This is a genomic window from Winogradskyella epiphytica (assembly GCF_003217215.1).
In the GTDB taxonomy this organism is placed as follows: domain Bacteria; phylum Bacteroidota; class Bacteroidia; order Flavobacteriales; family Flavobacteriaceae; genus Winogradskyella; species Winogradskyella epiphytica.
The window spans coordinates 520-6,442 of sequence record NZ_QJTD01000010.1; the positions used below are offsets into that span (position 1 = coordinate 520).

The following is a 5,923-nucleotide window of genomic DNA, read 5'->3' on the forward strand; positions in this document are numbered from 1 at the left end:
GTCACTCGAAACACTCGAACTGACGGTGGTGAGTCAGTGAGCTAGTGAGTGAGTTAGTGTGAAAAATGAATCGATTTTAGTCATTTGTGTTAGTTTCTAGCTTCTAACCTCTAGTTTGTAGTTTTTAGTCGTTAGTCTTTAGTAAAGTGTCAAAGTGTCGACTCTCTAACTTCCAACCTCCAATATCCACTTTCCAATGTCTAGCTTCCAACTTCCAGCTTCCAACATCCACCATCCAGCTTCCAACATCCAGCATCCAACTTCCAACATCCAACCTCCAGCATCTAGATTCTAACAATCTAGTCTCTCTGTTCTAATAAACTCTCTGTGAAGCTTCGTGTTCGGTCTGTGAGTCTCTGTGTTACAGCCTATCCGCTCCAAGAGTTCTCGATACGTTTCTCGTGCACTCGAAACACTCGAACTGACGGTGGTGAGTCAGTGAGCTAGTGAGTGAGTTAGTGTGAAAAATGAATCGATTTTAGTCATTTGTGTTAGTTTCTAGCTTCTAACCTCTAGTTTGTAGTTTTTAGTCGTTAGTCTTTAGTAAAGTGTCAAAGTGTCGACTCTCTAACTTCCAACCTCCAATATCCACTTTCCAATGTCTAGCTTCCAACTTCCACCATCCAGCTTCCAACATCCAGCATCCAACTTCCAACATCCAACCTCCAGCATCTAGATTCTAACAATCTAGTCTCTATGTTCTAATAAATTCTCTGTAAAGCTTCGTGTTCGTTCTGTGAGTCTCTGTGTTACAGCCTATCCGCTCCAAGAGTTCTCGATACGTTTCTCGCTTACTCGAAACACTCGAACTGACGGTGGTGAGTCAGTGAGTCAGTGAGTTGGTGAGCTAGTGAGTTGGTGAGTTAGTGAGTTAGTGTGAAAAGTGAAGAGATGATTGGTTGTTAGGCTGTAAGCTTTAGGGATTAGGGAATGGGAGTAAAAAGTGAATCGATTTTAGTCATTTGTTTTAGCTTCTAGCTTCCAACTTCCAGCTTCCAACTTACAACATCCAACTTCCAACCTCCCACCCCTACTTTCTCACAAGTATTTGACCTGTATAAATATCGTTTCATTTTTTCTTCTTATTTTACCTTAAAATTGAATTTCATCCATGCCGAAATCTAAGAGCAACAAAACCAAGTACCGCAAATGGCGGAAGCGAATACTTGTTGCCCTTTTAATCCTTATTGCCGTTCCTACGACTTTATTCACCATTGGATGGTATAATAGAGATACGGTGATTAACGTATTTCAAGATTGGTATAATGAAAACAACTCCGGCACATTAACCATTGGAAAAGTCAATGCGAGTTTTATACGTGGCTTTCCCAAAGTTGGGTTTACTTTAAAACATATTAAGCAAACCCATATTGATACGATATCAGATAAACACTCAAGCATAAATATCGAAGAAGCCAAATTAGTTATTGGCGCCGGAAAACTACTGCGGGGCGATATTCAGTTTGAACATATCACTATTAAAAATGCCACTATCACTTCAGAAGTGATTTCTGAAAGATCAATTGAATATCATCAACAATTAAAACTAAACAAAGAGAACAGATCCCATGAAGGCATCAAAATGCCCGAATGGTTGCATACAGATGATGTCAAATTTTCATTGGAGAATGTGAGCTACGAAACTAAAAACCATATTCTTGAAAAAAATTTCAACTTTGATATTCATAGAATAGAAGGTTCTTATACAGGAGATGATATTCAGCTAGATGGACAAATGCGCATGGATATCACCGTGAACAGCTTAGGGTTCAACACTAAAAAAGGTAGTTACTTTAATGGTGCTCGTGTTAAGGGGAATCCTAATTTCACGATTGACTTAAAAAACAATCATATTTCAGTACCCGAGTTCTTATTTAAAGTGGATCATCAAGACTTTCGTCTAAGCGCAAATTTTGACTTATCAGCATCTGACAATTATGAATTCAACCTTAAAAACTCAGATACCGATTTTAAAGCGGTTAAAGGTTTATTACCAAAAAACATTACCAACGCGCTTGATATTTACGACTTAAAGAAAACACTAAACACAGATCTCCACCTAACCGGCGAATTCGCTTTTGGAAACGACCCTAAGATTGAAGTCGATTTTTCAACAGAGGATAATGAAATCATCATCGATGAGAAATTCCATCTTCAAAATCTTTCATTCAAGGCACATTTAACTAATGATATTTATGAAATTGACAGTTTAAAAATCAAGTATAAATCACCTTCAGATTTAAAAATAACCTTTAATGATTTACGCGCCACTTCAGACGATATAAAGCTCAAAATAGACAACTCCTATTACCAAAGTACGCCTGAGGCCTTAAACTTTGTTCAAGCTGATGTCAATTTAGAGGGATCTAATGAAGCCCTCGTCAAGCTTATGGAGATGGAGAATTTCGACTTTAAAGGAGGAACGTTTCAATTTGACGCCACCATTTCAGGAGATATTCCAAAGTCCCACCACTTTATTAATAAAGCAACAGGTCGTTTTAAATTAAAAGACACTCGGGTTATTCTAAAGAAAAATGGATTGCAACTCCCAATTCAAACCATAGACCTCGCTTTGGAGCGGGAACAATCTATCTTGAGACGTTTGATTGTCAATTTCCCAAATGGCCAAGATTTAGTACTTAAAGGTCAGCTTAAAAACATAGCTGCACTTCTGACTAAAAATCCAGAATCACCTACTACAAGTAGTATCTTAGTAGACTCTGAAGCATTACATATAAATGAACTCATTGCCTTAGCAAAACAATTCGTACCACATTCTAATACTCAAATTGACGATAGAAATAATTTACACGAAACCCTAGACGCTATATACCATCAATTTCATCCTAAATTTGAAATCAACATTGGCGCCTTAACCTATAATGACGTTACGATATCCAATTTAAAGTCGGAAATAGACTTAATTAATTCCAAAACTATTTTATTACGACATTTCGATTTTAATTATTTAGAAGCCTTTACAAGTTTGAAAGGTAATGTTGTGGTTCCTGAACCTGAGAGTCATTTACGAGATGCTATTTACATAAATGCCGAAGCCATATCGGAAGGTTCTGTATCTGTTTTTGCAGAATTATTTAATATCAAACTTTTTAGAATAGATTCTGGAGAATATAAATTCTATGGAAATGTAACTGGTAATCTTAAGGAACTTAAAGAGGTTCTACATAACGCTAAAGGCGACCTCACTCTAAACCATACGAGACTCCATTATGCTCCAGCAGACATTGATATCAATGTAGACTCCTTAACCCTGTTTGTAAATAAATCCAACCTGCTTCTTAATACCTTCAATTTAGAAATTGGAGAAATGTATCCCATAAAACTCAAAGGAAGCATAAAGCAGTTTCCGAGTTTTTTAATTGACGATAACACGGACAAAGGATCTATCGACTTAAAAATTACCGCCCCTTATATTGATGGCGATTCTTCTTTAGAGGCCATTCGTTCATTAAAGCAAGAAGGAAAGCTCATTAAACCGAAGAATAAAAGTGCATTACATCATATTTTCAAGGATATCAATAGATTTAATCCTAAAATAGAATTAGCCATTGATTCGCTTAAATTTCAGGACTTAATCACTGAAAATGTTAAGGCTTTAGTCTATTTTGAAAATGATTCAATTCTAAGATTATACCATCTCGATTTCAACTATAAACAAACTACTGCAAACATAAACGGTCAAATAAATGCCCATACAAGCGCCTTAGATTCCTTAAACAATAACCCTTTCGATTTAAACTTTTTAATTAGTATAAAAGGTAAATCTAAAAACTTAAACGATTATTTAAAGACCAAAAACTTCATCTTCCAATCCGGTGATTTTGAGTTCCATGGACAGTATAAAGCTCAAGCTCAAAATTTAAAAGTTTTGCATTCCCAAGGCTTTGGAGATTTAAAAATCAGCAACACCTTGGTAGATTATAATGCGGCTGCCCTTCAAATACCTGTGGATAGTATGCATATTAGGATTGCTGATAATGTCGCCACCTTAACCACCTTAGATGTCGATTTACCTGGAAAAAGTTCTATATTTTTCTCAGGATCTATTGATCATTTTTCTGATTTTATAAATAACCTCGAAAGCACCACGAACCACAGTTCTAATTTTTCAATTTACTCGCCTTATTTAGATTCCGCAGACCTCAAAGAATTCATAAGAATAGCATCTTCGAAAAGAAGAACATCGGAAAAGAAGGGTGAAGAATTTGACTTGCAAAAATTTAAATCATCATTAGTGAATATCAACAAATCGTTCTATCCAACGGCGAGTATAACTATAGACAGTCTAAAACATAAGAATTTGGATTTAACTGATTTTGGTTTGAATCTTTTATTTAATACCTCAGACAGTCTTAAAATCCGGGATACCCATTTCAATTTTTATGGAGGTTCGTTAGAATTTGATGTGGATTTTGGAATGAGCAATGACCAGAATATTCCGGTGAATATAAATATAAATGCCAATAATATTGACCTCTACGAGTTAGCATCTCGGTTAAATTATTTCAATGATGAAGACTTGCGAAATGCAGAGAAAATTGCCGGTAATCTTAATTATACGATCAAAGCCTCCGGAAATGTTAATAATGAAGGCAGGTTGAATATGAATTCCTTGAATGGTGTCATAAACATCGAATTATCAGATTTAGAACTATTTGATTATAAGCCAATTATGGAGAATTCGACCTTGATGAAGGACGAACGATTTAAGGAACTACGCTTTCAACCCATTGTTCAAACATTTGAAATTAAGAATGGGGAACTTATAATTCCGAGAACCGAAATTCAATCTACAGCATTACATGTATTTGTTGAAGGTCGTTTAAAATTTGATGAATACATGAATATATGGTTATCCTTACCATGGAGCAACCTTAAAAGCAACGACGGACTTACTTTACCTGATAAAACAACTTTTGCCGATGCAGGTTCTAAATTTTACCTGCAACTCAAACAAGATAAAACGGCGAAAAAGGAAAAGAATAAAAATATTAAAGTGAAGTTCAGACTGAGTAATAGAAAGCTTAGGAAGTTGAATAAGGAACAGGATTAGTAGTTGGTGAGTGAGTGAGTCAGTGAATCAGTGAATCAGTGAGTTAGTGAGTTAGTGAGTTAGTGAGTTAGTGAGTTAGTGAGTTAGTGAGTTAGTGAGTTGGTGTGAATAGTTAAAAGTGAAGCGTTATTAGTCTAAATCCTAAACTTTCTATTAATTTCTCTGTGAAACTTGGTGTTCTCTCTGCGAGTCTCCGTGTATTAGCTTAATTCCAGTAGTCCTCGATACATTTTTCGCTTACTCGTAACACTAGGTCTGACATGCATTCACTACGTTCATTTTGCCTTGATGCAAAACGAACCAAAAAATCATATCAATTTGAGGAAATTACTCATGTCGCTTATATTTTTTTAAGGTATTCGCACCATTCGCTTTCGAAACTACATGCTTGAAGCTCCACTTCGCAGTTCCGTTTCTTCGCTCTTTATTTCTGCAAATTGAGCTTTCGACCCTGTCGAAATTGGGGACTTTCTTTTTTGCTTGGGTTGGTGATTGTTTGAGGGCTTTGTGTCTTCTCTGTGTTATCTCTGTGGAATAATTTCTTAGTTCCATTAGTTCTCGATACTTTTCTCGCGCACTCGAAACACTCGAACTGACGGTAGTGTGGTATTAGAGATTAGTGGATTAGGGATTAGGGAATGGGAGTGAAAAGTGAAAGGTGAAAAGTTAAAAGTGAAGTGTTGTTAGTCTAAATTCTAAACTTTCTATTAATTTCTCTGTGAAACTTTGTGTTCTCTCTGCGAGTCTCTGTGGAATAACTTCTTAGTTCCATTAGTTCTCGACACATTTCTCAAAAACTCGAAACACTCGAACTGACAGAGTGGAACGTTCGTCTTTTTGTAACTAACA

The 5,923-nt window shown here is 36.0% G+C and carries 3 protein-coding genes; 1 reads left to right on the forward strand and 2 read right to left on the reverse strand.

The features are described from left to right. Positions 1-124 precede the first annotated feature (124 nt). Positions 125-298, reverse strand: a complete 174-nt coding sequence (locus DFQ11_RS15125) for a phosphotransferase (RefSeq protein WP_146221543.1) — start codon at positions 296-298, stop codon at positions 125-127. A 228-nt stretch (positions 299-526) separates the two neighbouring features. Then, complete coding sequence (locus tag DFQ11_RS15400) at positions 527-658, reverse strand: hypothetical protein (protein WP_262508294.1); 132 nt, start codon at positions 656-658, stop codon at positions 527-529. Between the two features lie 453 nt (positions 659-1,111). Between DFQ11_RS15400 and DFQ11_RS13960 the strand changes: the two genes are divergently transcribed. Continuing rightward, positions 1,112-5,074: an AsmA-like C-terminal region-containing protein gene (locus DFQ11_RS13960; RefSeq protein WP_110476501.1), complete on the forward strand. Its 3,963-nt coding sequence runs from the start codon at positions 1,112-1,114 to the stop codon at positions 5,072-5,074. Positions 5,075-5,923: the final 849 nt, after the last annotated feature.